This window comes from Acidovorax sp. SUPP950 (assembly GCF_030158935.1).
In the GTDB taxonomy this organism is placed as follows: Bacteria; Pseudomonadota; Gammaproteobacteria; order Burkholderiales; family Burkholderiaceae_C; genus Paracidovorax.
The window spans coordinates 606,841-632,397 of record NZ_BQXE01000003.1; the positions used below are offsets into that span (position 1 = coordinate 606,841).

General features: G+C 68.5%; 19 protein-coding genes. 7 read left to right on the top strand and 12 right to left on the bottom strand.

Annotated features, from left to right (window positions below; all coding sequences use genetic code 11):
- Positions 1–79: 79 nt before the first annotated feature.
- Positions 80–835 (top strand): SDR family oxidoreductase, encoded by a 756-nt coding sequence (locus tag AVME950_RS16575; RefSeq protein WP_284430650.1) that lies wholly within the window; start codon positions 80–82, stop codon positions 833–835.
- Between the two features lie 212 nt (positions 836–1,047).
- Here AVME950_RS16575 and AVME950_RS16580 read toward each other — a convergent pair whose 3' ends face one another.
- On the bottom strand, positions 1,048–1,971 hold the full coding sequence (locus tag AVME950_RS16580; RefSeq protein ID WP_284430721.1) for a LysR family transcriptional regulator: 924 nt from the start codon (positions 1,969–1,971) through the stop codon (positions 1,048–1,050).
- A 108-nt stretch (positions 1,972–2,079) separates the two neighbouring features.
- On the opposite strand from AVME950_RS16580, the gene AVME950_RS16585 reads away from it, so the two are divergent.
- Positions 2,080–3,246, top strand: coding sequence for a mandelate racemase/muconate lactonizing enzyme family protein (locus tag AVME950_RS16585; RefSeq protein WP_284430651.1), 1,167 nt, complete (start codon positions 2,080–2,082; stop codon positions 3,244–3,246).
- Positions 3,247–3,283: 37 nt separating this feature from the next.
- Positions 3,284–4,273 (top strand): tripartite tricarboxylate transporter substrate-binding protein, encoded by a 990-nt coding sequence (locus AVME950_RS16590; RefSeq protein ID WP_284430652.1) that lies wholly within the window; start codon positions 3,284–3,286, stop codon positions 4,271–4,273.
- 474 nt (positions 4,274–4,747) lie between these two features.
- Here AVME950_RS16590 and AVME950_RS16595 read toward each other — a convergent pair whose 3' ends face one another.
- The 9 genes from AVME950_RS16595 to glnE form a co-directional block, all read right to left on the bottom strand.
- The gene (locus AVME950_RS16595) at positions 4,748–5,518 is read right to left on the bottom strand and encodes an ABC transporter ATP-binding protein (RefSeq protein WP_284430653.1); all 771 of its coding nucleotides are present in this window, start codon (positions 5,516–5,518) and stop codon (positions 4,748–4,750) included.
- 17 nt (positions 5,519–5,535) lie between these two features.
- Positions 5,536–6,903, bottom strand: coding sequence for an acyl-CoA dehydrogenase family protein (locus tag AVME950_RS16600; RefSeq protein ID WP_502869421.1), 1,368 nt, complete (start codon positions 6,901–6,903; stop codon positions 5,536–5,538).
- Complete coding sequence (locus AVME950_RS16605; RefSeq protein ID WP_284430655.1) at positions 6,900–8,231, bottom strand: ABC transporter substrate-binding protein; 1,332 nt, start codon at positions 8,229–8,231, stop codon at positions 6,900–6,902. Before AVME950_RS16605 ends, AVME950_RS16600 begins: the two co-directional genes overlap by 4 nt.
- 61 nt (positions 8,232–8,292) lie before the next feature.
- The gene (locus AVME950_RS16610; protein ID WP_284430656.1) at positions 8,293–9,348 is read right to left on the bottom strand and encodes a branched-chain amino acid ABC transporter permease; all 1,056 of its coding nucleotides are present in this window, start codon (positions 9,346–9,348) and stop codon (positions 8,293–8,295) included.
- 4 nt (positions 9,349–9,352) lie between these two features.
- Positions 9,353–10,249: a branched-chain amino acid ABC transporter permease gene (locus tag AVME950_RS16615; RefSeq protein WP_284430657.1), complete on the bottom strand. Its 897-nt coding sequence runs from the start codon at positions 10,247–10,249 to the stop codon at positions 9,353–9,355.
- The gene (locus AVME950_RS16620; protein ID WP_284430658.1) at positions 10,249–11,157 is read right to left on the bottom strand and encodes an ABC transporter ATP-binding protein; all 909 of its coding nucleotides are present in this window, start codon (positions 11,155–11,157) and stop codon (positions 10,249–10,251) included. The genes AVME950_RS16615 and AVME950_RS16620 overlap by 1 nt, the downstream gene beginning before the upstream one ends.
- A 119-nt stretch (positions 11,158–11,276) precedes the next feature.
- Positions 11,277–12,434 carry a dimethylsulfone monooxygenase SfnG gene (gene sfnG / locus AVME950_RS16625; protein WP_284430659.1) on the bottom strand — a complete coding sequence of 386 codons (1,158 nt, stop codon included), beginning with the start codon at positions 12,432–12,434 and terminating at the stop codon, positions 11,277–11,279.
- 48 nt (positions 12,435–12,482) lie between these two features.
- Complete coding sequence (msuE, locus tag AVME950_RS16630; RefSeq protein ID WP_284430660.1) at positions 12,483–13,061, bottom strand: FMN reductase; 579 nt, start codon at positions 13,059–13,061, stop codon at positions 12,483–12,485.
- A 422-nt stretch (positions 13,062–13,483) separates the two neighbouring features.
- Positions 13,484–16,303: a bifunctional [glutamate--ammonia ligase]-adenylyl-L-tyrosine phosphorylase/[glutamate--ammonia-ligase] adenylyltransferase gene (gene glnE / locus AVME950_RS16635; RefSeq protein WP_284430661.1), complete on the bottom strand. Its 2,820-nt coding sequence runs from the start codon at positions 16,301–16,303 to the stop codon at positions 13,484–13,486.
- A 102-nt stretch (positions 16,304–16,405) separates the two neighbouring features.
- Here glnE and AVME950_RS16640 point away from each other — a divergent pair, with 102 nt between their 5' ends.
- Genes AVME950_RS16640 through AVME950_RS16655 form a run of 4 tightly spaced genes read left to right on the top strand, consistent with a single transcriptional unit; the run spans position 16,406 to position 24,157 of the window.
- Positions 16,406–20,674 (top strand): YhdP family protein, encoded by a 4,269-nt coding sequence (locus tag AVME950_RS16640; RefSeq protein WP_284430662.1) that lies wholly within the window; start codon positions 16,406–16,408, stop codon positions 20,672–20,674.
- Positions 20,674–21,489 (top strand): carbon-nitrogen hydrolase family protein, encoded by an 816-nt coding sequence (locus tag AVME950_RS16645; protein WP_284430722.1) that lies wholly within the window; start codon positions 20,674–20,676, stop codon positions 21,487–21,489. Before AVME950_RS16640 ends, AVME950_RS16645 begins: the two co-directional genes overlap by 1 nt.
- Positions 21,486–23,528, top strand: coding sequence for a two-component system sensor histidine kinase NtrB (locus AVME950_RS16650; protein WP_284430663.1), 2,043 nt, complete (start codon positions 21,486–21,488; stop codon positions 23,526–23,528). Before AVME950_RS16645 ends, AVME950_RS16650 begins: the two co-directional genes overlap by 4 nt.
- Positions 23,528–24,157, top strand: a complete 630-nt coding sequence (locus tag AVME950_RS16655; RefSeq protein ID WP_272566580.1) for a response regulator transcription factor — start codon at positions 23,528–23,530, stop codon at positions 24,155–24,157. The genes AVME950_RS16650 and AVME950_RS16655 overlap by 1 nt, the downstream gene beginning before the upstream one ends.
- 86 nt (positions 24,158–24,243) lie before the next feature.
- Here AVME950_RS16655 and AVME950_RS16660 read toward each other — a convergent pair whose 3' ends face one another.
- Positions 24,244–24,891: a YiaD family glycine zipper/OmpA-like lipoprotein gene (locus AVME950_RS16660; RefSeq protein ID WP_284430664.1), complete on the bottom strand. Its 648-nt coding sequence runs from the start codon at positions 24,889–24,891 to the stop codon at positions 24,244–24,246.
- 132 nt (positions 24,892–25,023) lie between these two features.
- Complete coding sequence (locus AVME950_RS16665; RefSeq protein ID WP_284430665.1) at positions 25,024–25,500, bottom strand: hypothetical protein; 477 nt, start codon at positions 25,498–25,500, stop codon at positions 25,024–25,026.
- Positions 25,501–25,557 lie beyond the last annotated feature (57 nt).

Below are 25,557 nucleotides of genomic sequence, written 5' to 3' on the forward strand. Positions count from 1 at the left end.
AACGGACGGTTGTCCATTAATCTTTGTGTAAACGGATCATTGTCCGTTTAAATTTTACTCTTATCCATTTAGGGCAATCATGAAGACAACTGGCAACACGATTCTCATTACCGGCTCCACGTCCGGCATTGGACTGGGCTTAGCACTACGTTTTCATAAAGCGGGCAACAAGGTCATTGTCGCTGGCCGTCGCAAAGCGTTGCTTGAGCGGATCACGACCGATCATCCGGGTATCGAGTCAATCGAACTTGATGTGGCCGACGCAAAGTCCATCGTACAAGCGAGCGAGCTGGCAGCCGCGCGCTACCCCGACTTGAATGTCGTGATCAACAACGCCGGCATCATGTTGAGCGAAAATGTTTTGGAGCCCACATCGCTGAAGAGTGCGGAAGAATCTGTGGCGATCAACCTCTTGGGCACCATTCGTATGACCTACGCGTTCTTGCCGCAACTCGCTCGGAAAAACGATAGCGTCCTTATCAATGTCAGTTCCTCATTGGCGTTTGTTCCTTTTCCCATCGCCATGACCTATAGCGCCACCAAGGCGGCCGTTCATGCATTCACCGAGGCCTTGCGCATTCAACTCGCCGAGACCTCCGTGCGCGTGGTTGAATTGGCACCCCCTGGCGTGCGCACCACGTTGTTCGGTCAAGAAAGTGACGACAACGCCATGCCCTTGGAAGACTTCCTTGATGAGACACTTGCCCTCTTGCACGGGGATCCCACGGCTAAGGAAATCATCGTGGAACGCGCCAAATTCTTCCGCACTGCCCAAGCGACTGGAAATTACGACAATGCCCTGGGAATGCTTGCCGCTTGGAAGGCTCCAGACTGAGACCCCGAAAAGGGTGCTTATCGCACCACGATAACTGTCGCGCGTTGGAAAGCAGTTCCTGCAACAGCGGCCTGGGCTGCTATGTCCCGCAGGGATGGAGCCACAGCACTGGCTTTACGTTGAATGTTTGTCGTCGCGACGCATACCAATGCGTGCGCGCGGCCGATGCAACAGCGTGGGCCACAGAGAGGCCAAGTCTACGGGCTGGGCCTTCAAGTCTTTTGGTCAGGTGAGTCCTGGACAGAGTGGCCTACGGCTTCCCACAGAGATTCGGCAGCATTTCCCAACGGAGAATGAGATCTGTACACCCGGATCTCAAGCTTCACGTCCCATTCTTCTGAGCCAGCGGGCACAAGTTTCCCTTCGCTGAGGTCAGCCGTGATGAGGCTCTGCGGCAGCCATGCGACACCACGCCCTTCAAGTGCCATCGTGCGCAGAACGGAAGCCAGATGCGCCGTGAAGACCGTTTGTGTGGGTATCTTGGCGAGGGGGCCTTCAATAGTCTTACCCAGAATCGTTCCCAACCCGGATTCGGAGCTGTAGTTAAGCAAGAAAGCGGGACTTGCGCGGCGGTGCAGTGAATGCGTCGCAAGCCCATCCAGGCCGGCCGCGCACATAGGGCGCAAAACGTCAGTACCCACGCAAATGGACGGATAGCCTTGCATTTGCAATTGCGTCGGCACCTGTTCATGTGCATGGCATAGCACAAACTGAACTTTTCTCTGTGCGAGAAGCGCTTCGCACCGGTACAGCATGTCGGATTCCAGCTGCAGGGTGCCTGCCATGGTATGCGCGCCAAAGCTGCGCAGCCACCCTGGCATGAAGGTCAGCGACAAGGCATGGGTTGCAGCAAAGCGCAGGCTCTTTGAATTCGCCTCGGCCACCGCTCGGGCCGCGCCGGGCAGGCGCGCCACCTCGGCGAGCAACTCGGGCGCAACGCCCTGAAACCACTGGCCTGCCTCCGTGAGCCTGACTGGCTGCGTGCTTCTGTCGAACAGTTCGGTCCCCAGCCACTCCTCCAATGCCCGCACACGGCGACCGAATGCAGGCTGCGTCATGTGGCGGTCTTCAGCTGCGCGCGAGAAGTTTCCGACCGCCGCCAACACCAGAAAATCTTCGAGCCAGGAGATGTGCATAGCTGGTGCCTTGGAAGCATTGAAAAGAAGAAAAACGGCATTGGTCAAACGCTGAGCGGCTGCGGATCATACAGATCCCGACATAAGTTTCCACACTCGGAGCACCGCATGAAAATCGTTGAGATCAGAGAGAAGACCATCCCCATCAGTTCGCCTATCCGCAACGCCTACATCGACTTCAGCAAGATGACGCTGAGCCTGGTGGCGGTAGTAACCGACGTGATCCGTGATGGCAAGCCGGTGGTGGGCTACGGCTTCAACTCCAACGGTCGCTATGGTCAAGGCAAGCTGATGCGCGAGCGCTTCATCCCGCGTGTGCTCGAAGCCAACCCTGATTCCCTGATTGATGACAACGGCAAGAACCTGGATCCGCACAAGATCTGGAACGCTATGTTCACCAACGAAAAGCCAGGGGGGCACGGTGAACGTTCCGTCGCTATCGGCACCATCGACATGGCTGTATGGGACGCGGTGGGCAAGATTGAAGGCAAGCCGCTGTTCCAACTGCTGGCCGACCGCTACGGCAATGGCAGGCCCAACCGCAAGATCTTTGTGTACGCCGCAGGCGGCTACTACTACCCCGGCCAGGACCACGGCAAGCTCAAGGACGAGATGAAGAGTTACATCGACCGCGGCTACACCGTGGTCAAGAAGAAGATCGGCGGCGCCTCGCTGGACGAAGATCTGCGCCGCATCGACTCCATCATGGAAGTGCTGCAGGACGGGCAGAAGTTGTGCGTAGACGCCAATGGCCGGTTCGACTTGGACACGGCCATCCAGTACGCCAAGGCGCTTTCGCAGTACGACTTGTTCTGGTACGAAGAGCCCGGTGACCCGCTTGATTTCGAGCTCCAGGCCGCCTTGCGCAACTATTACAAGAACCCCATGGCCACGGGCGAGGACTTGTTCTCCATGCAGGACGCGCGCAACCTGATTCGTTATGGCGGCATGCGCCCCGACCGCGACTGGCTGCAGTTCGATTGCGCTCTGAGTTACGGCCTGGTGGAGTACCTGCGCACCCTGGACATGCTCAAGGAACACGGCTGGTCCGCGAGCCGTTGCATCCCGCACGGCGGGCACCAGATGTCGCTGAACATCGCGGCCGGCCTGGGCCTGGGCGGTAACGAGTCCTATCCGGATCTGTTCCAGCCGTTCGGCGGCTTCCCCGACGGCGTGAAGGTAGTCGACGGCCACGTGACGCTGCCCGATCTGCCGGGCATCGGCTTCGAAGGCAAAGCCGACCTGTATGCCCAGATGCAGGCGCTGTCTGCTTGATCACCCCCTCATAAACAGAACCTGAAGGAGACAAGCCATGGGGATTTTGAAGCAAGGGGCTGCAGCCGCAGCCATCGGACTGATTGCGGTCAGCAGCAGCACTACCGCATGGGCGGAATTTCCGGATAAGCCAATCACCTTGGTTGTCCCCTTCTCCGCTGGCGGTCCCAGCGACAAAATTGCTCGTGATCTGGCAGAAGCCCTGCGCAAGCCTTTGGCCCAGACAGTGATCGTCGACAACACTGCCGGCGCGGGAGGCACGATCGGTGCGGCGCGCGTCGCACGTGCGTCCCCGGATGGCTACACCCTGCTGGTGCACCACATTGGCATCTCCACGGCACCAGCGCTCTACAAGAAGCTGCCCTACAAGACGCTGGAAGATTTCGAGTACCTTGGACTCATCAACGAAGCACCTTCCACCCTGATCGGCAAGCCAAGCTTGGCGGCCGACAACTTTGCCGACCTTCGCAAATGGATTAATTCCAACAACGGCAAGGTCAACCTCGCAAATGCCGGCGTGGGCTCGGCGTCCCACCTGTGCGGACTGGTGCTGCAGGCCACCCTACAATCGAAAATGGCCTTCGTTCCCTACAAGGGGACGGCGCCCGCCATGACTGACCTGATTGGTGGACAGGTGGACCTGATGTGCGAGCAGGCTACCAACGCCGTACCCCAGATCGAAGCGAAGAAGGTCAAGGTCTTTGGCGTGACCAGCAAGCAGCGCATGGCGTTGCCCGCGCTTGCCCAAGTACCCACACTGGCAGAAGCGGGCCTGACCGGCTTCGATATGTCGGTATGGCATGGGGTATATGCACCCAAGGGCACGCCGCCCGCTGTGCTCGCCAAGTTGAATGCTGCCATCCGCGCAGCCCTCAAGGACCCCGAATTCATTCAGCGCCAAGAGGCCCTAGGTTTGCGCATCGTGACGGATGCTCGGATGGAGCCCGCAGACCACAAAAAGTATGTCGAGAGCGAAATGAGCCGCTGGAGCAAGATCATCAAGGACTCCGGTGAAACGGCTGATTGATAGGGGACGTGGCCCCTCATCTCTGATCTCCGCCGCGTCGGAGAAGGCTTTCCCGTAGCAATTCAAAAAGTTCACCGGTGTCCGTCTGTGACGGAAGCACTGCTCGCGGTACGTTTCCGGGTACATCGATCGTCAACGAGGCCAAAAAGGCCCTTGCGGCCAGTCCAGTGGGGCTTGTCGATGGAGGGGGGGACAGCCCTTCTTAATCATGTACGGGCAAAGTCGAAAAACTTGTGTCCCCATCACAAAGTAAGCACTTGTATACAAAATTAGATAGGGACGAAACAAGGCCAACTACATACCGGTAGAAGGCGTGGGCACGGTGTCTTCACTGGCATCAGGCGCCGGTCATAGAGCTCCCGAAGCAAGGCCGGCCGCGTACCTCCAATGCAGCCCTAGGTCGGTATCGGCTACCCCCTCGCTTGGGTCAGCCGTTGATCCATCTGTGCAGCTGAGATCTGACTGATTCACGGTTCACGCTGTGATCGCCTGCGCGCCCTGTCCAAAGTAGAAATGCCGAATGTCATCCCGTTCCCGCAGCGCATCGGCCGGCCCCGACAGCACCGCCCGCCCCGCGTCCAGCACCGTAGCCCGGTCCGCATACTGCAGCGCCACTGCAGAGTTCTGCTCCGCCACCAGCAGCGTCAAACCTTCCTCGCGATTGAGCCGCTTCAACTGCGCGAAGATCTCCTGCACCACACGCGGTGCCAGGCCCATCGAGGGCTCGTCCAGCACCAGCAGGCGCGGGCGTGACATCAGCGCGCGGCCGATGGCGGTCATCTGCTGCTCGCCGCCCGATGCCAGGCCCGCGGGCGTGCGGCGCTTTTCGCGCAGGCGCGGAAAAAGCGCGTACACCCGCTCCAGGTCGTGCGCGATCTCGCTGCGCCGGGCGCTGCGGCCCAGCGCGCCGGTGACCAGGTTGTCCTCCACCGACAGGCTGGGAAAGCAGTGCCGGCCTTCCAGCACCGGCACCAGCCCGGCGCGCACCAGGGTGGCCGGGCTGGCGTGTGCCACGTCCCGCCCGTCGTAGGTGATGCATCCGGCGGTGACCTGCCCGCGCTCGGCCGGCAGCAGGTGCGACACGGCCTTGAGCGTGGTGGACTTTCCGGCGCCGTTGGCGCCCAGCAGCGCGTGGATCTCGCCGGCGCGCACCTCGAAGCCCACGCCGTGCAGCGCGGCGATGGCGCCCTGGTAGACGGCCTGCACCGCATCGACGGTGAGCAGCGCGGGGGGCGGGCTTGCCATGGCGTTCACTCGCCCACTCAGGCCGCGCGGGCCAGGGGCCGCGCCTGCGCTGCATTGGCCGCGCCGGCATCGGCGGCCGGTGCGGGCGCCACCGCCGCGGGCCGGCCGGGGCCGGCGCCGATCTGCCACACGTAGGGCGGCTCGGTGCCGTTGATGTGCCAGTCGCCCACGATGCGCGCTTTGTAGATCACGGGGTTGTGCGATGCCACGGTGCGCGCGTTGCGCCAGTGCCGGTCCAGCGACTGCGCGCTGCTGGCGGCCGATGCGCCCAGCCCGTTGAAGAACTGGCTGGCCGCGCGCAGCACCAGGTCGGTGAGCGCCACTTGGCCCTGCGCGGATTCCAGCTCGGCCTCGATGTTGGCCTGCTTTTCCTGCTCGGGCGTGCCGTGCCAGTGCGCGTCGTAGGCGCGCTGGGCAGCAAACGCGGCGCGCACGGAGGTGGCTTCGGCCGCATAGGCGATGGCCGAGACCTCGCCCACCACCTGCTGCACCTGCACGTCCTGCGCCACGCTGGGCGCGTTGCCGGTGCTGAAGATGCGCTTTCGCCCGCGCACCTGGGCGGCCGCGTCGCGCGTGATGGCGCGGGCGATGCCGGCCAGCGTGGCCAGGTGGAACAGCTGGTAGAAGGCCGTCTGGTACTTGAAGCGGTCGGCAAACAGAAAGATGTTTTCTGCATCCACCTCGGCGTTCTCGTACACCGAGGTGCCGCTGCCGGTGGTGCGCTGGCCGAAGCCGTCCCAGTCGTCGTGGTGCGTCACCCCCGGCTGGCGCGCGCGCACGGCGGCGATCACGTCCAGGCCCTCGCCGTCGCCCGGGCCGTCGCGGCGGGCGTACAGGTCGATCCAGTCCGCGAAGATGCTGCCGGTGCTGTAGAACTTGCGGCCGTTGACCACCCAGCGCCCGTCCTCCTTTGGCGTCACGCGCGTGATCACGTCGCCGATGGCCACGTTGCCCACTTCGGTCCAGGCGTTGCCGGCCAGGTCGCCTTCGGCAAAGCGCCGCAACCACACGATGTTGGCCGCGTCGCGCGGGGCGTTGAGGCGGTCTTCGACGAAGGCGAAGTGCCCGCGCAGCGCCTGCACGATGTTGGAGTCGGCCTCGGCCAGCTCCACCAGTAGCTGAAAGAGCTGCGGCAGCGTGGCGCCGTCGCCGCCATGCTCCACGGGCACGCGCAGGGCGCCGAAGCGGGCGTCCTTGAGCCACTGGATGGCGTCGTGGCCCAGCTGGCGCTGCTGTTCGCGCTGCAGCGCCGTGGCCTGGATGCGCGCGAAGATGGGGCGGTACTTGTCGGCGATGGCTTCGTAGTCGGGGCCGAGGATGGAAGGGGTGCGATAGAGGTCGGTCATGGCGTCGCTCCGGGTGGGGTGAAGAAGGGGGTGGGTCAGTCGTCGATGCTCTGGCGCACCTTCACGTTCTTTTCCTTGGCATAGGCCAGGGACGACTTTTCGATGATCGGGCGCAGCAGCTTCCAGTCCGGCGCGATCCAGTCGGAGACGACCTTCCACTGCGTGCCGTCCCACTGCTGGAAGGCCACGCGGCCGTCGCCTTCGTGGTTGTCCCAGGTCACGTGGATGGAATGGAACAGGCCCTTGGCGCCCAGGGCGGCGGCGCGGGCTTCGTCGATCTTCAGGTTCTCCAGGCCCCAGCGCACTTCGTCGCCGGTGAGGGTGCGCTTGCCGAACCTCGCCTGCGCGATGCGGATGGCCTCGACGTTCAGAATGCCGTTGAGCACGCCCAGGTTGTGGTACACGCTGCCGATGCGCTTCTTGTCCTGCAGGTTGCCCTTGCCGGCGTCGTACACCGTCTTCACGATGTCCTGCAGCACGGGGTATTGCGTGCCGGGCGCCACCGAGGTGATGGCGACATAGCCCTTGGCGGCGTCGCCCGCGGGAATCACGTCTTCCTCGGAGTTGGACCAGATGTTGCCGACGATGCGGTCGGCCGGGAAGCCGGTCTTCTGCGCGGTCTTGAGCGCCACCGGGTTCATCACGCCCCAGCCGCGCAGCACCACGAAGTCGGGCTTGGCGCGGCGAATGGTCAGCCACTGCGATTGCTGTTCGTTGCCGGGGTGCGGCACCTCGATCTGCTGCACCGTGAAGCCGTACTGCTTGGCCAGCAATTCATAGATCGGAATGGTCTCCTTGCCGTAGGGCGAGCCGTGGTACAGCACCACGATCTTCTTGCCCTTGAGCTTCTCCGTGCCGCCGGCCTTGGTGCCCAGATAGTTCACGATGCCCGAGGTCTCGCTGTACGGGTTGACCAGCAGCGGGAAGATGTACTTGAACACGCGCCCGTCGGTGGTGTCGGTGCGGCCGTGGTTGATGGTGAGCAGTGGCACCTTGTCGGCCGTCACCCGGTCGATCAGCGCATAGGCGATGCCCACCGACAGCGGGTTCCACGCGGCGATGCCGGGGCGGGTCTTGAGGCGCTCATACACCTCCACGCCGCGCTCCACCTCGTACTGCGTCTCGCCTTCTTCCCAGGTCAGCTTGACGCCGCCCACGCCGCCGTCGCGCGTGTTGACGAGGTTCAAGTAGTCGATGAAGCCGCCGAAAAATCCCGTGCCGCCGGCCGCGTAGGGGCCGACGCGGTAGCTCTGCAGCGGAAAGAACTGTTCCTGGGGTTTGGCGGCCTGGGCTTGCGCGGCCTGCAGCCCGGTGAGCGCCAGCGCGGCGGCCAGCAAGGCGGTTTTCAGAGGACGGACGAGGGACATGCGATGCGCTCCTGTGGAGAGAAAAGAAGAGGGGAATGGCGGGGTGCGCGAAAGGAGCCGGTCAGGCGCCCTGCGGGGGCGGCGGCCGCGTGCGCTGCAGCCGGGCGACGGCCCGTTCCCACAACGCCGCCAGACCGCGCGGCTCGGCGATGAGAAAGCCCACGATGAGCGCGCCCAGGGCGATGCGCTGGCACAGCTCCAGCACGCCCGAGTCGAACCACGGGCCCAGCAGCAGGCTGCCCAGGCGCGAGAGCAGCAGCGGGAACACGACGATCAGCGCCGCGCCCAGGAAGGCGCCGCGCAGCGTGGCCAGGCCGCCGATGATGATGATGAAAAGGATCTGGAACGAGCGGTCGAGGTTGAAGCCCGCCGGCTCCACCGTGCGCAGGTAGACGAAGCCCCACAGCACGCCCGCCACGCCGATCACGAAGGACGACAGCGCAAAGGCCAGCAGCTTGGCGCGCAGCACCGGCACGCCGATCACGCGGGCGGCCAGCTCGTTGTCGCGCACGGCGATGAAGTGGTGGCCGGTGGGCGTGCGGGTCACGCGCCAGATCAGCGCGGTGAGCACCGCCACCACGGTCAGCGCGAACAGGTAGCGACCCGTGGGCGTGTCGAAGGCCACGCCCGCCACGGCGATGGGCGGTGCGTCGATCACGCCCGAGGGGTTGTGGTTGCTGAACCAGCCGAACTTCGTCAGCGCCCACTGCACGAAGAACTGCGCCGCCAGCGTCGATACGGCCAGGTAGAAGCCGCGGAGCCGCAGGCTGGGCAGGCCGAACGCCACGCCCACCACCGTGGCGGCCACGCCGCCGAGCGCCATGGCCGCCAGCAGCGGCAGGCCCTCGACGCGCAACTGGAAGTTGTAGGCCGCATAAGCGCCCACGGCCATGAAGGCGGCCGAGCCCAGCGAGAGCTGGCCCGCGTAGCCCGTGAGCAGGTTCAGCCCCACGGCGGCCAGCGACAGGGCGAGGAAGGGGATCAGCAGCGCATCGAACACGTAGTCGGTGGCCAGCAGCGGCACCACGCCGTAGGCCAATGCCAGCGCGATGGCGGGCGTGGCCCACAGGGGCCAGGGGGTGCGAGGGGTGCCGGGTCGAAGCGTGGGGGTTGCCATGGCGTCAGGCCCTTTCCACCGGCCGCTGCCCGAACAGGCCACCGGGCCGCACCAGCAGGAACAGCAGCGCGGCGGCGTAGGCGAACCAGCTTTCGATGCCGCCGCCCACGTAGGCACCCAGGTACACCTCGGCCAGCTTTTCCAGCGCGCCGATGATGAGCCCGCCCACGATGGCGCCCAGGATGGAGTCGAAGCCGCCCAGCACCAGCACCGGCAAGGCTTTCAGCACCACCAGCGACAGCGAGAACTGCACGCCCAATCGCGCGCCCCACAGCAGCCCGGCCACCAGCGCGATCACGCCGGCGGCGGACCACACGGTGGCCCAGATCACCGGCAGGCGCAGGCCCACGGCCAGGGCGGCGAAGGTGTCGTCGGCCACCGCGCGAAACGCCAGGCCCACGCGGGTGTAGCGAAAGAACGCCGACAGCACGGCCACCATGACTGCCGCCACGCCGGCCGCGAACAGGTCGAACGTGGAGATGAGCACGCCCGCGATCTCGATGGGCGCGTCATCCACACCCAGCTCCAGCGAATGCACCTGCGTGCCCCACACCAGCTGGGCCACGCCCTCGATCACGTACGACAGCCCCAGCGTGGCCATGAACAGCGTGATGGGCGGCTGGTTGACCAGCGGGCGCAGCACCACGCGTTCGATGGCCAGGCCCAGCGCCACCATCAGCGCGAAGGTGATCGCCAATGCCAGTGCGAACGGCAGGCCGCGCTCGACCAGGCTCACGAAGGTGAGCGCCGCGAACAGCAGTTGCGCACCCTGCGCGAAGTTGAGCACGCCCGAGGTCTTGTAGATCAGCACGAAGCCGATGGCCACCAGCGAATACATCACGCCGGACAGCAGCCCGCCGATCAGCACCTCGGCGAGGAAGGCGAAGTCGAAGCCTTCCATCACGGCGCCTCTGTTTCGGGTGGGGAGGTTTCCTGGTCGTGCGCCACGCCCAGGTAGGCATCGATCACGGCCGGGTCCTCGCGCACCTCGGCGGGCGTGCCGTCGGCGATCTTGCGGCCGTAGTCCAGCACTGCCACCCGGTCCGACAGGCCCAGCACGATGCCGATGTCGTGCTCGATGAGCACCACTGCCGCGCCGTGCCGGTCGCGCGCGGCGCGGATCAGCGCGGCCATCTCGCTCTTCTCGCCCGCGGTGGTGCCGGCCAGGGGTTCGTCCAGCAGCAAGAGGCGCGGGCGCGCCACCAGCGCGCGCGCCAGCTCCACGCGCTTTTGCAGGCCGTAGGGCAGGCCGCCGGCCAGCCGGTCCTGCACGCTGCCCAGCCCCAGGAAGTCGATGGCTTCGCGCGCCTGCTCGCGCGCATCGCGCCACTCGCGGCGCGCCCGGCCCCAGCCCAGCACCTGCTCGGCAAAGCTGGCGCGCGCCGCATGCACGCGGCCCAGGGCGATGTTGTCGCGCACGGAGAGGCCCTTGAACAGCGCCAGGTTCTGGAAGGTGCGCGCCACGCCCAGGTGCGCCAGCCGGGGCGTGGGCACCTGCGCCAAGGAATCGCCGCCGATGCGCACGCGGCCGGCGTCGGGCCGGTACAGCCCGCTGATGATGTTGACCAGTGAACTCTTGCCCGCGCCGTTGGGCCCGATGATGGCGCGCAGCTCGCCCGGGGCCACGCGCAGGTCGATGCCGCGCAGTGCGTGCACACCGCCGAACGACAGGTCGATGCCCTGCAGTTCGAGCGCGGGCGGTGGCAGGGTGCCGCCCGTGGCCGCGCCGGCGCGGTCGGCGCTGCGGCGCGGTGCAGCGGGTGCCGTGGCGGGCGGGGCCAGGGTGCCGTCGAACAGGGTGCTGGACATGGTGGTGCAGTGCTTTCCGGGCAGGCTGCGCCCGGCGCCGCGTCGCGCAGGCGAGCGGCGGGAGGGCGGGGCGCCAGTGGAGGGTGGGCGGCGGCGGGTGGGGCGTTGTGCCGGTGCGGTCAGGCGGCGACGGCCTCGGCGGGCTCGCCGATGGCGGCACCGGCGGGTGCGCCCAGGCCCTGCGCTTCCAGCTCGCGCACCAGCGGAAGCACCTTCTCGCCGAAGTATTCGACCTCTTCGATGAAGTGCAGGAAGCCGGCCAGGATCAGGTCCACGCCCACGGCCTTGAGCGCCACGATGCGCTCGGCGACTTGGCGCGGCGTGCCGATGAGGTTGGTGCGAAAGCCGTCGTTGTATTGCACCAGGTCCTCGAAGGTGGATTTGGCCCAGTTGCCCTCGCCCTCGGGCGAGGCCTGGCCGGCCTGCCTGGCCGCGTCGCCAAAGGCGTGCACGGCCTCCACGTGGGCGTGGTCGATGATGTCCTTCAGCACCGCGCGGGCCTCTTCCTCGGTGTCGCGGGCGATGACGAAGGCGTTGATGCCGATGCGCACGCGGTGGCCCGTCTCGGCGGCCTTGGCCTGGATGTCGTCGATCTGCTTTTTCACGCCCTCGGGCGTGTTGCCGTTGGTGAAGTACCAGTCCGACACGCGCGAGGCCATGTCGCGCGCGGCGCGCGAGCTGCCGCCCTGGAAGATCTCCGGGTGGGGCTTTTGCACGGGCTTGGGGCTCAGCGTGTAATTGTTGAAGCGGTAGAAGTCGCCCTTGAAGGTGAAGTTGTCCTGCGTCCAGATGCCCTTGAGCGCGCGGATGAATTCCTCGGAGCGGCGGTAGCGCTCGTCATGCTCCAGCCACGGCTCGCCAATCGCCTGGAACTCGCCCTTGAACCAGCCGCTCACCACGTTGATGGCGATGCGCCCCTGCGAGATGTGGTCTATGGTGGCGATCTGCTTGGCCACCACGGCCGGGCTCCACGGCCCGGGCAGGATGGCGGCCAGCACCTTGAGCTTGGTGGTGGCGTGCAGCAGCGCCTGGCTGAACGACACCGACTCGTGCTGGTATTCGGCGCCATAGCCCGCGGTGAAGCGGATCTGGCTCAACGCGTAGTCGAAACCCGCCTTCTCGGCCGCCTGCGCCAGGCGCTGGTTGTATTCCAGGCTCCAGTCGGTGCGCTGGGCGATGGTGCTGACCACCAGCCCGCCGCTGACGTTGGGCACCCAGTAGGCGAAGCGGATGCCGGCGGCGGAGGAAGAAGAAGCGGAAGTCGTGTCGTGGCTCATGGCGATGCTCCTGGACAGAGGAAGGGGGAATGGGGTGGCCGGCGGGGCTCAGGCCGCCTGCGCCAGGCGCAGCGCGGGCGCGGCCTGCGGCGCGATGCCGACCAGGGGCGCCGCGCGCTGCACCGCCAGCACGATGCGCTCGCGCAGGGCGGCGCTGGCGATCTCGTAGCCCTGGAAGTCCTGCTCCGAGGCATACACGCCCAGCGGCAGCGTGCGCGCCTGGAAGAAGCTGAACAGCGGGCGCAGCTGGTGGTCGATCACCAGCGCATGGCGGTCGCTGCCGCCGGTGGCGGCCAGCAGCACGGGCACGTCGATCAGCGCCTCGTGGTGCACGAAGTCGAACAGGTGCTTGAACAGGCCCGTGTACGAGCCGCGGTAGACCGGGCTGGCCACGATCAGCAGGTCGGCCGATTCGATGGCGGCCAGCTCCGCTTCGACGGCGGCCGGCAACTGGCTGCGGTAGAGCGCGCCGCCGATCTGCGGGGCCAGCGGCCCCAGCTCGATGGTGTGCGCCTCGATGGGCAATGCCTCGCTGAGCGCGGCGATCAACTCTTCCACCAGCACCAGCGTGCGCGAGGGGCGCTGCACATTGCCGGAAACCGCCACTACCTTGAATTTGCGCGTCATGGGATCGAACCTTCCTGGTTTGCCCGGCGCGACCATCGCGGCGGGGGGATGGAATGGATTGAAGACCCAGCGGCGCGCCAGCGCTGCAAAGGAATCGGCGCATGCTTATGCGGAATCCGTGCGTGCCGGCAAGTGGTTGATTGGCAAGGGAAAACCCGGAAATCCGGGCCGATGCGCGGGGCGGCGGCGCCACGTGGCGGCCGCACCGCGTGCCGGGCCCGCCTGCCCGCCCAGCGGCAAATTGCGCAGTTTGCTGCTGCGGTGCTGGCCCGGGCGCAGGCCGGCGGGACAGAGGGGGGGCGGGCCGGCCGGGCGGCGCGTGCCTGCCGCGCCGCCGGGGTCAATTGCTATTATTTATATAGCAATCAGGGCATGTTCCACTAGGGCGTGGGGGCGAAAAGGCCCTGAATGCCGGTGGGGGATCAGCCGGTGAACACCGCCCGCCACAGCGCCAGCACCGCGTCGCGCTCGGCCTGCAGCGTGGCGGGGTCCACGCGCGTGGGCTGCTCGTTCAGGCGGGCGCGGTGCTGCACCTGGCGCAGCGTGCGGTAGGCCGTGGCGGCGGCCGTGCCCACGCCGTCGGGCAGGAAGCCGGCGGCCTCGGCGCGCTGCAGCAGGGTGATGTTGCCGCGGTTCTCGCGCAGGCTGGGGTGGGTGGCGGACTGCGACAGCACCAGGTACTGCAGGGCGAATTCGACATCCACCATGCCGCCCACGCTGTGCTTGACGTCGAACTGCCCGGCCGGCACCGGGTGGGCGGCGCGCACGCGCTCGCGCATGGTGACGATCTCCTCGCGCAGCGCGGCGGGGTCGCGCGGGGCGGTGATGACGGCCTCGCGCACCGCGTCGAAGCGCTCGCGCAGGTTGCGGCCGCTGCCCGCGGGCGCCTCGCTGCCTTCGGGCAGGGGCGAGAGCGGGCCGGCCGGGGCCAGGTCTTCGGTGCCCAGCAGGAAGCGCGCCCGCGTCATGGCCTGGTGCTCCCAGGTCCAGGCGGTGTTGCTGCCGCGCCGTTGCTGGTAGTTGGCGTACGCGGTGAAGCTGGTCACCAGCAGGCCCGAATTGCCGTTGGGCCGCAGCGCGGTGTCGATCTCGAAGAGGTCGCCCTCGGCGGTCTTCACCGTGAGCCAGTTGATGAGCTTGCGCACGAAGGCCGAATACACCTCGGGTGCGCGGTCGTCGTCGTCGTCGAAGACGAAGACGATGTCCAGGTCGCTGCCGTAGCCCAGCTCCTTTCCGCCCAGCTTGCCGTAGCCGATGATGGCGAACTGCGGCACCTCGCGGTGGCGGTTCTTCAGGCGGCTCCAGCACCACTGCGCGGTCACGCGCAGCACGCTGTCGGCCAGGGCCGAGAGGTCGTCGGCCACCTGCTCCACGGTGATGCGGCGTTCCACGTCGCGCGCCAGCGTGCGGAAGGTCTCGGCATGGTGGGCGCGGCGCAGCAGGTTCAGCAGGGTCTCGTCGTCGTCCTCGCCGGTCGATTGCAGCGAGGCGATGCGCAGCCCCAGTTCGTGCTCGAAGTCCTGCGGCACGAAGCGTTCGGCCAGCAGCGCGTCGCCCGCCAGCTCGTCGATCACGCCGGGGTGCTGCAGCATGTAGCGGGCGGGCCACTGCGCGGCGCCCAGCAGGTGCAGCAGGTGCTCGTGGACGGAGGGGCGCTCCAGCAGCAGCGCCAGGTAGATGTCGCGGCGCAGCAGCGATTCGAGCCAGCCGATCAGCCGCACCACGGCGTCTTCGTTGACCTGGCCCTCGGCCAGCCAGCGCGCGGTGCGCTGCACCAGCCGCAGCAGCCGCTCGCGCGACTCGTCGCTCAGGGACTGCACGCGCGGGTGCGTGCGCCATTCGGCGACGCGCGCACGCACGGTGGGCGGCAGTTGCTCCAGCACCGCCTCCAGCTCGGGCGCGGCGGGCGCGCCGGCGCGCGGGCCGCCGCAGCCGCCTTTGGTGCACTGCTTCTTGCCGGCGCCGCCCAGCAGCGTGTCGAACTCCTGCGCCACCAGTTCGCGGTGCGCATCGAGCTGGTGCAGGAAGGCGCAGGTGCCCAGGCCCAGGGTCTGGGCGATCCAGGCCAGGTCGTCGTCGCGCGTGGGCAGCACGTGGGTCTGCTGGTCGTCCAGGTACTGGATGCGGTGCTCCACCTGGCGCAGGAAGGTGTAGGCCGCGGCCAGCGCCTCGGCCGTCTCCTGCGGCATGAGGCCGGCGCGCGCGATGCGCTGCAGCGCCTCCAGCGTGGGGCGGCAGCGCAGCTCGGGGAACTGCCCGCCGCGCACCACCTGCAGCAGCTGCACGGTGAATTCGATCTCGCGGATGCCGCCGCGCGAGAGCTTCACGTCGTTGGCGCGCTCGGGGTGGCCGGCGCTGCGCTTGGCGGCGTGGTCGCGGATCTGCCGGTGCAGCGAGCGCAGCGCGTCGAACACGCTGTAGTCCAGGTAGCGCCGGAACACGAAGGGCAGCACCACCCCGCGCAGGGCCTGCACCGGCTCGCCGATGACGCTGCTGCGCGGCGCGACCACGCGGCTCTTGAGCCAGGCGAAACGCTCCCATTCGCGGCCCTGCACCTGCAGGTATTCCTCCAGCGCGGCCAGCGACACGGCCGCCGGGCCGGAGTTGCCGTTGGGCCGCAGCGCCAGGTCCACCCGGAAGACGAAGCCGTGCTCGGTGGTGTCGCCGATCAGGCCGTAGATGGCCTTGACGGCATGGCCGAAGTATTCGTGGTTGGAGATGCGGTTGCGGCCCTCGGCGTTGCCGGCGGTCTCGCCGTCGTGTTCGTACACGTAGATCAGGTCGATGTCGCTGGACACGTTCAGCTCGCGCGCGCCCAGCTTGCCCATGCCGATGATCCACAGCTCGACCGGCTGGCCCTCGGGGCCGCGCGGGGCGCCGTGGCGGGCGTCGAGTGCTTCGCGGGCCTGCACGCAGGCCTGGTCCAGGGCCAGTTCGGCCAGCTCGGTGGTGGCCCGCGTGATGTCGGCCAGCGGCGCGCCCTGTTCGCAATCGAGGCGCACCAGCCGCTCCATCACCACCTGCCGCAGGATGCGCAGGGCCGTGCCGGTGTCGTGCCCGCGGGCCCGCAGGGCGGCCAGCGCCTCGGCCATGGTGGCCCGCGTGGGCGCGCCGGGCGGCAGCACGGCGAACGCGTCGGCATAGCGCCGGTGCAGCCGCTGGTGGAAGCGGGAATGGCTCGCCAGCGGGCCGTCGCCGGCGGCGCTGGGGATCTCTGGAACGTCAGTGCAAGACAGCGGCATAGCAAGGGCCCGGGGCCTGAAAACCGTACATAACGACACCGTTTGATGCTGAACCCGCACAGCGGGCGCGGGTCATAATTCCCTTCGCATCCCAACCCACCAATGATTGAACAGCCACCGAACCCCTCACGCCTGCTCCGATGCCTGGCAGGTCTTGCGCGGTGGTCCCTGGGCCTGCTCATCGCCTTCTGGCTGCTGGTGGCCGCCGCCTGGGGGGTGCTTCACGGCTGGATTGTGCCGCGTATCGGCGACTTCCGTCCGCAGCTGGAAGCCCATGCCACACGGGCGCTGGGGGTACCGGTGCGCATCGGTGCGCTGTCGGCCCGCTCCGAAGGGCTGGTGCCCACCATCGAGCTGAACGACGTCGCCCTGCTGGACCCCCAGGGCCGCGAGGCCCTGAAGCTGCCGCGCGTGGTGGGGTCGCTGTCGCCGCGCTCGGTGCTGCGCATGGGGTTCGAGCAGCTGTACATCGAACGCCCCGAACTCGACGTGCGCCGCATGGCGGACGGCCGCATCTTCATCGCGGGGCTGGCGTTCCGCCAGAGCGCGGGCGGCGACAGCGCGGGCGCCGACTGGCTGTTTTCGCAAAGCGAGGTTGTGCTGCGCGGCGGCACCGTGCGGCTGACCGACGAGCAAAGCCAGGAGCCGCCCCTGGCGCTGGGGCAGGTGGACCTGCTGCTGCGCAACCGGGGCTGGCGCCACGGCATGCGGATCGAGGCCACGCCGCCGCCACAGTGGGGCGACCGGTTCAAGCTCACCGGGCAGTTCCGCCAGCCGTTCCTGACGACGCACGGCGGGTCGTGGCAGCAGTGGACGGGGCAGCTGTTCGCCGATTTCTCGCGCGTGGACGTGTCCCGGCTGCGCCACCATGTCCACATCGACGGCGTGCAGGTGGCCGAGGGCCGCGGTGCGCTGCGCGCGTGGGTCGATTTCCAGCGCGGGCAGTTCGTCGGTGGCACGGCCGACCTGGCCCTGGCCGGGGTGAACGCCCGCCTGGGCGAGGGCCTGGAGCCGCTCGCGCTGCAGTCCGTCGCCGGCCGGGTGGGTGGGCGGCGCCTGTCCGACGGGTTCGAGTTCTCCACCGAGGGTCTGCAGTTCACCACGCAGGATGCATTGCGCTGGCCGGGCGGCAACCTCACGGTGCGGCACACCGGCGTGCAAAGCGGCCGCGAGCAGGGCGAACTGCGCGCCGACCGCCTCGACTTGGCCGCGCTGGCGCAGATCGCCAGCCGGCTGCCGCTGGATGCCGCCGTGCATTCCGCCCTGGCCGACTACACGCCGCGCGGGCTGGTCGAGGAGGTCAAGGCCACCTGGCGCGGCCCGCTGCAGCAGCTGCAGCAATACCAGGCGCGCGGCAAGGTGACCGGGCTGGCGGTGGCCGACCAGCCGCGCGCCGAGGGCGCGGCCTCGCACGTGCCCGGCCTGCGCGGTGCGAGCGTGGAGTTCGACGTGTCGCAGGCGGGCGGCAAGGCCACGCTGGCCCTGGCGGACGGCGCCCTGGTGCTGCCCCACGTGTTCGAGGAAGGCACGGTGCCGGTGGACCAGCTGTCGGCGAACGTGCGCTGGCAGATCGAGGGCGAGCGCATCGCGGTGCAGGCCAGCGACCTGCAGTTTTCCAACGCCGATGCGCAGGGCGAGGCCCGGCTGAACTGGCACACCGGCGATGCCGAGCGTGGCGGTGCCCGGCCGCGGTTTCCCGGCGTGCTGGACCTGTCCGGCAGCCTGAGCCGCGCGGACGGCACCCGCGTGCACCGCTACCTGCCGCTGTCCATCCCGCAGGAGACGCGCCACTACGTGCGCGACGCGGTCACCACGGGCACGGCCAGCAACGTGCAGTTCCGCGTCAAGGGTGACCTGCACGACATTCCCTTCAACACGCCCGGGCAGGGCGACTTCCACATCGCCGCGCGCGTGAAGGACGTGACCTATGCCTATGTGCCGCCGCGCCTGCAGCATGCCAACGAGGCGCCCTGGCCCGCCCTCACCGAACTCACCGGCGACCTGATCTTCGACCGATCCACCATGGCCGTGAAGGGCGCCAGCGGCAGCTTCGCCGGCACGCCGAAGCTGCGCGTGAACAAGGTGGAGGCGCGCATTCCGGACCTGGCCCACACGGTGGTCGCGGTGAACGCCGATGCGCGCGGCCCGCTGGCGGACATGCTGTCGTTCGTCACCACCTCGCCGCTGGCGCGCCTGACCGGCAATGCGCTGGACAAGACCACCGCCAACGGCACCGCCGACCTGCAGCTGGCCCTGTCGCTGCCCGTCAGCCACATCGACCAGTCCAAGGTGCAGGGCAGCGTGACCCTGGCGGGCAACGACGTGCGCATCGCACCGGAGGCCCCGCCCATCGGCCGCGCGCGCGGCACCGTGCAGTTCACCGACACCGGCTTCACCCTGGCGGGCGTGCAGGGCCGCGCGCTGGGGGGCGACCTGCGGCTGGAGGGCGGCATGCGATCCCTGCCCGCGGGGGCGTTGCCGGTGGAGTCCGCCGTGCAGGTGCGCGGCCAGGGCGTGGCCACGGCCGAGGGGCTGCGCCAGGCGTCGCAATGGCCGGGTCTGGCGCAACTGGCCCAGCGCGCGAGCGGCAGCACGCCCTACACCCTGGCGCTGGGCGTGCGCCGGGGCACGCCGGAGGTGCAGGTGACCACCACCTTGCAGGGCATGGCACTGGACCTGCCGGCGCCGCTGGGCAAGACCGCCGAGGCCCTGATGCCCGTGCGGTTCGAGACGCAGCTCACGCGCGAATCCCTGGCGGCCGCGGCAGGGAGCGGCAACGGCGGTGGCAGCGGCGGTGGCAATGGCACCGGTGCGGCGCCCCTGCACGAACACATGGCGCTGGACCTGGGCGCGCTCGGCTCGGTGACCTATGTGCGCGACATTGCCAACGCCGCCCAGCCCCGGGTGCTGCGCGGCGCCATCGCGCTGGGCCTGGCGCCCGGCGAGGCGGCGCCCCTGCCCGAACGCGGCGTGGTGGCCAATGTGCAGATCGGCGAGCTGGACGTCGATGCCTGGCAGGCGGCGCTGATGGGCAATGGCCCCGCGCGCTCGCCCCTGCTGGTGGCGCCACCGGCTGCCGAGTCCGCATCGGCGGCCAGCACACCGGCGAGTGCCGCGCCCGCTGCGGTGGCGGGCAACGGGACGGGCGCCGCTCCCGTGCCTTCCGTCTCGCCCATGCAGGACTACCTGCCCACGCAGCTGGCCGTGCGGGCCCGTCAGGTGGACTTCCAGGGCCGCACGCTGCACGGCGTGGTCATGGGCGGCTCGCGCGAGGGCAGCACCTGGCGCACCAACGTGGACGCCCAGGAGCTGAACGGCTACGTGGAGTTTCGCCAGGGCGCCGGCAGCGGGCCCGATGCGGGCTCCGGCCGGGTGTTCGCCCGCCTGTCGCGCCTGGCGGTCCCGCAGAGCGATGCCAAGGAGGTGGATGAACTGCTGGCCGAAGAACCGGCCGCCGGCGCCGGCACGCTGCCGTCGCTGGACATCGTGGTGGACGATTTCGTGCTGCGCGGGCGGCGCCTGGGCCGCATCGAGATCGAGGCGCAGAACCGCGGCGGCGACGGCGCTCCGCGCGAGTGGCGGCTGTCCAAGTTCAACATCGTCACGCCCGAGGCCACGCTCACGGCCAACGGCAACTGGGCGTTGCTGGGCAGCGACGGCGCCGCCGATGCGCGCCGCCGCACGGTGATGAACTTCAAGCTCGACATCCGCGACTCGGGCGATCTGCTCACGCGTTTCGGCATGGCCGACGTGGTGCGCCGCGGCAAGGGCCGCATGGAGGGGCAGGTCGCCTGGATGGGCGCGCCGCTCACGCCGGACTACCGCACCATGTCGGGCCAGATGAACGTCAACGTCGAATCGGGCCAGTTCCTCAAGGCCGATCCGGGCCTGGCCAAGCTGCTGGGCGTGCTCAGCCTGCAGTCGCTGCCGCGCCGGCTCACGCTCGACTTCCGCGACGTGTTCAGCGAAGGCTTCGCGTTCGACTTCGTGCGCGGCGACGTGCGCATGGAGCAGGGCGTGGCCACCACCAACAACCTGCAGATGAAGGGTGTGAACGCCGCCGTGCTGATGGAGGGCAGCGCCGACCTGGACCGCGAAACGCAGGACCTGCACGTGGTCGTGGTGCCCGAGATCAACGCCATGACGGCCTCCCTGGTGGCCACGGCCATCAACCCGGTGGTTGGCCTGGGCAGCTTCCTCGCGCAGGTCTTTCTGCGCGGGCCGCTCATCCAGGCGGCCACGCAGGAGTTCCGCATCGACGGCACCTGGACCGATCCGCGCATCGAGCGCGTGCCCCGGCGCAAGCTGGGCAGCGCCGACCCCGCCGTCCGGCCGCCCACGGCCGAGTCCCCCACCGGAGACAAATCATGATGAAAGCCGCCGCATTGCAAATGGTGTCGGGCCTGCATGTGCCCGGCAATCTCGAACAGGCACGCCACCTGCTGGAGCAGGCCGCCGCCGAAGATGCCGAGCTGGCCGTGCTGCCCGAGTATTTTTGCGCCATGGGCGCGCGCGACACCGACAAGCTCGCGCTGCGCGAGCCCTACGGCGAAGGCCCCATCCAGCGCTTTCTGGCCCAGGCGGCCCGGGAGCTGGGCCTGTGGGTGGTGGGCGGCACGCTGCCGCTGCAGTGCGAGAGCCCGCACCACGTGCGCAACACCTCGCTGGTGTTTTCGCCGCAGGGCGAGTGCGTGGCCCGCTACGACAAGATCCACCTGTTTCGCTTCGACAACGGGCGCGAGCGCTTCGACGAGGCCGCGGTGATCGAGGCGGGCAACACGCCCGTGCGCTTCGAGCTGACCGCGCGCGACGGCACCCGTTGGCGCGTGGGCCTGTCCGTCTGCTACGACCTGCGTTTTCCCGAGCTGTACCGCCAGCATGCGCGGGCCGGGGCCGACCTGCTGCTGGTGCCCAGCGCCTTCACCCACACCACGGGCGAGGCCCATTGGGAGTTGCTGCTGCGCGCCCGCGCGGTGGAGAACCTTGCCTATGTGCTGGCGCCGGCGCAGGGCGGCCTGCACGAGAACGGCCGCCGCACCTGGGGCCACAGCATGGTGGTCGATCCGTGGGGCGCCGTGCAGGCGCAGGTGGCCGAAGGCCCGGGCGTGGCCCTGGGCGTGCTCGATGCGGCGCGGCTGCAGCAGGTGCGCCAGCAGCTGCCGGCGCTGGACCACTGCATCCTGTGACCGACGGCGAGCCGTTCCTGTGGCCCTGGCACCGCTGGCGCAGCGCATGGAAGCGCTGGTCGCTGTGGGCCCTGCTCGTGCTGCTGGTGGCGGGCATGCTGGTCACCCAGGTGTGGCTGGCCGGCCGCTACGAGGCGAGCGAGGTGCAGAACCGCCTGGACCGCGACGCCGCCGATGCCGTGGCTGACATCCGCCAGGGTTTCGCCCACAACCTGCAGAACCTGCAGGCGCTGCACGTGGGCACACCGGACCTGGCGAGCTGGGAGTCGCGCGCGGCGGCCTTGCTGAGCGTGCGCCGCGAACTCGTGCGGCTGGAATGGCGCAGCCCCACGCTGGAAGTGCGGGCCCATGTCGAGACCCCGTACCGCCCGGTGCAGTGGGACGCCGAGATGCGCAGCGGCATGCATTCCAACATCGCGCTGGCGTGCGCCAACGCGCGCCGCGTGTCGGGGCCGTCGTACTCCGGCAGCTACTTCCAGCCCCAGGGCGATGGCCGCGGCTCCGAAATGATGGAGCTGTGCCTGCCCCTCATGCAGGATGGCCGCAACGAAGGCTTCGTGGTGGCCACCTACTCGCTGCACAACGTGCTGATCGACCTGGTGGTGCCCAGCCTCAAGCGCGGGCAGGAGGTGTCGTTCACCGAAGCCGATGGCACCCGCCTGGCCATGGTGGGGGCCAGCCGGCGCGGCACGCGCCTGTTCAGCGCGCAGCAGCTGTTCGACCTGCCGGGCGCCACGCTGGTCCTGCGCATGGACAGCTGGCACAGCGCGCCCAGCGTGTTCCCCAATGTGCTCACCGCGCTGGTGACCGCCATGTCGATCGCGCTGGTCACCGTGCTGGTGGTGCTGGTGCGCGACAACCGGCGCCGGCTGCGCGCCGAGCGTGACCTGGGCGACGCGCTGGCGTTCCGCAAGGCCATGGAGGACTCCCTGGTGACCGGGCTGCGCGCGCGGGACCTGCAGGGGCGCATCACCTATGTGAACCCGGCCTTCTGCGAGATGGTGGGCTTCACCGCGCAGGAGTTGCTCGGCCAAAGCGCTCCGGTGCCCTACTGGCCGCCCGAGTTCGCCGACGAGTACCGCCAGCGCCAGGCGATCCGCCTGTCCAGCCTGCACCCGCCGCCGCGCGAGGGCTATGAATCCACCTTCATGCGCAAGGACGGCGTGCGGTTTCCGGTGCTCATCTTCGAGGCGCCGCTCATCAACGCGCAGGGCCTGCACACCGGCTGGATGAGCGCGTTCCTGGACGTGAGCGAGCAGCGCCGCGTCGAGGAAATGTCCCGCGCCTCGCAGGAGCGCCTGCAGGCCACCGCGCGGCTGGCCACCGTGGGCGAGATGGCATCGCTGCTGAGCCATGAGCTGAACCAGCCGTTGGCCGCCATCTCCAGCTACGCCTCGGGCTCGCTCAACCTGCTGCCGCCGGGCGGCGGGCCGCCGCAGGAGCCGCTGCACGACGTGCACGTGGCGCTGCAGCGCATCGCGCAGCAGGCCGAGCGCGCGGGCCGCGTGATCCGCAGCGTGCACGACTTCGTGCGGCGGCGCGATCAGTCGCGCGAGGTGGTCTCGGTGCACGACCTGCTGGAGGCCGTGATGCCGCTGATCCGCCTGCAGGCGCGCAAGCTCGAAGTCTTCGTGAAGATCTCGGTGGACGCCGACCTGCCCCCGGTGCTGTGCGACCGCACCATGGTCGAGCAGGTGCTGCTGAACCTGGCGCGCAATTCCATGCAGGCCATGGACGACCCCGCCACGCCCCAGCGCATCCTGGAGCTGCGCGTGCGCCGCGCCGCATCGAATGCGCACAATGCCTGGCTGGAGTTCATGGTCATCGACCGGGGCTGCGGCATCGCGCAGGACGTGGGCGAGAAACTCTTCACCCCCTTCTTCACCACGCGGCCCGAGGGGATGGGCCTCGGCCTGAGCCTGTGCCGCACCGTGGTCGAGCAGCACGGCGGCTTCCTGGGCCACGCGCCCAACGAACCCCGTGGTACGGTATTCACTTTCACCCTGCCTGCTGCCAGCGCGGACAGCAGCCACCCCTGATGGAACCCGTCTCCAACGCCACCGTTTACATCGTCGACGACGACTCGGGCGTGCGCGAAGCGCTCGCCTGGCTGCTGCGATCGCGCCGCCTGCCCAGCGAGTCCTTCGACAGCGCCGAAGCCTTCGAAGCCATGCTCGACGAGCGTCCGCCCGCGCGCCAGCCCTGCTGCCTGCTGCTGGACGTGCGCATGCCGGGCATGAGCGGCCTGGCGCTGTTCGACCGGCTGGCCGAGCGCCGCCTGATCGATGCGATGCCGGTGATCTTCCTCACCGGCCATGCCGACGTGCCCACCGCCGTGGCCACCGTCAAGCGCGGGGCCTTCGACTTCTGCGAGAAGCCGTTTTCCGACAACCTGCTGGTGGACCGCATCGAGCAGGCCCTGGCCCAGTCCGCGCAGCACATGGAGCAGGTGCGCCAGCACAGCGACCTGCAGGTGCGGCTGTCGGAGTTGACGGAGCGCGAGCGCGACGTGATGCGCCTGGTGGTCGAGGGCCTGCCCAACAAGCTCATCGCCGACCAGCTGGACATCAGCGTGCGCACGGTGGAAGTGCACCGCGCGCGCGTGTTCGACAAGATGCAGGTCAAGTCGGCGGTGGAACTGGCGAACCTGCTGCGCGCCGCGCACTGAATGAACGCCACAGGGCGCCGAAGCGCCCTGTGAAAGCCACTCCCGCCGCGGTGCACGGGCGGGGCGGCGGCGGGGCCGGCCGGCGGTCAGCCCGGCTGGCGTTCGCCCACGAAGATTTCCACCCGGCGATTGCGCGCGCGGCCGTCGTTCGTGTCGTTGGTGGCGATCGGCTGGTGCGAGCCGCGGCCCTCGACCTGGATGCGTCCGCCGTTCACGCCCCGCGTCGTCAGGAAGTTGCGGGTGCTGGCCGCGCGGTCCATCGACAGGGGGTTGTTGATGGCATCGCTGCCGGTGGAGTCCGTGTGGCCCACGATGCGCACTTCGGTGTTGGGGTTGTTGCGAAGCCCCTCGGCGAAGCGCTCCAGCACGGGGGCGAAGTTGGACTGGATGTCCGAGCGGTTCGTGGCGAACGAGATGTCGCTCGGAATGTCGAGCTTGAGCTGGTTGTCGGCGGTCTGCGTCACCACCACGCCCGTGCCCTGGGTGACCTGCTGCATCTCGCGCTTTTGCCGCTCCATGTGCTGCGACCAGATGTAGGTGCCCAGGGCCCCCACACCCGCCCCGACGACGGCCCCCGTGCCCGCCCGGCCGCCGGTGGCGGAGCCGATGACCGCCCCGGCCACCGCGCCGACGCCGGCGCCCGTCGCGGTGCGCCGCTGGGTATCGTCCATGTTGGCACAGCCGCTCACGAGCAGAACGGCGGCAGTGGCGCCGATGAGAATCTTGTTGCGCATGGGATCTTCCTTTTCCAGGTGATGGGCTGCCAGCCAGTCGTGCTTGAAGGGGAGGCCCCTTTGGGCTCAGGCCCGGCCGGCGGCTCCGAACGAAATTGAGAGGCCCTGATTCTTGGCACGGATGGCGCAGGATCAGGGTAGGACCAATTCGTCAGGATCTTCGCCCAGGCCTGTCCGGCTTTGAAACGCAGGCCCCATCTGGGAGAAAGGCGCTCCGATACAGGAGTGCTGGCCGACCATCTCGCCGTTCTTCCACACCATGACCCCGGCTTTTTCCCCCCAGCGCGCACCGAAGGCGCGGTACACCACATAGGAAAAAGGCGGTTGATTGAACCGCAGGTAATTGCCCCCGCCTGCGGAGTACCAAAGCCTTTTGGCCACGACGGTCTGCCGCCATGCGGGATCGTCCTTGGCGCGTGGGAGCGCCATTTCCACTTTTCCTGGCTTCCCGAAGCGGTATTGCAGATGGCCCTGGCTGGTATCCAGCGATGGGGAAGCGCAGGCGGAAACCACGCGCCTGGATTGAAGTCTGCAGGCGAAGATGACGTCTTCTTCCGGCAGGCACAGGCCCCGGTCGTTGGGCGGTGCCGGTGCGGGCACCTGGGACATCGAACCGGTGCACAGCAGCAGGCCCAGCAGGGGCAGCCACCTTGAAGCTCCAGGAGG